We start from the raw sequence: 547 nt of genomic DNA on the forward strand, positions 1-547 counted from the left end.
ACCGAGATGAAGATCTCGCTGAGCAACGGCGAAACCATCACCATCGGCAAGGGCCAGACCGAAGGCTCGATCACCTTCCCGGCTCCGCAGAACACCGTCTATGTCGATGGTGGAAACGTCAGCGTGACCATCACCGGAACCACCGGTGGAGACTTCGAGCACCTGGAGGTCAGCCCAACGGCTGCCGTGACTGCTGTTACGGACTCGATTGATACGTCGACCGTGACCCTGACTGCGACTGCAAGCGCCGTTGAAGGCGGTGTCGTCACTTACGTCGCCTCGGTTACCTCTCCGGTCACCGGTACTCCGCTGGTGATTAGCCTGGCAAACGGGCAGTCGATCACCATTCCAGTGAATTCCAGCAGCGGCTCGGTCGACTTCATCGCGCCGAATAACGTGCTGAACACCAACACTCCACTGAGCAACAGCATCACTGGCGTCACCGGTGGCAACTACGAGCACCTGGAAACTGCTGGCACTCCGACCACCGTAGTGACCGACGATCCAGCACGCCTGGATACTACCGGCCTGACCCTCAGTGCGACTG

General features: G+C 59.8%; 1 protein-coding gene. It reads left to right on the plus strand.

Going from position 1 to position 547, the window contains the following annotated elements:
- The coding region (locus tag ACODSK_RS32645) for an immunoglobulin-like domain-containing protein (protein WP_489022283.1) at nucleotides 1-547 on the plus strand (547 nt) is incomplete at both ends.

This window comes from Pseudomonas sp. FG98 (assembly GCF_057808595.1).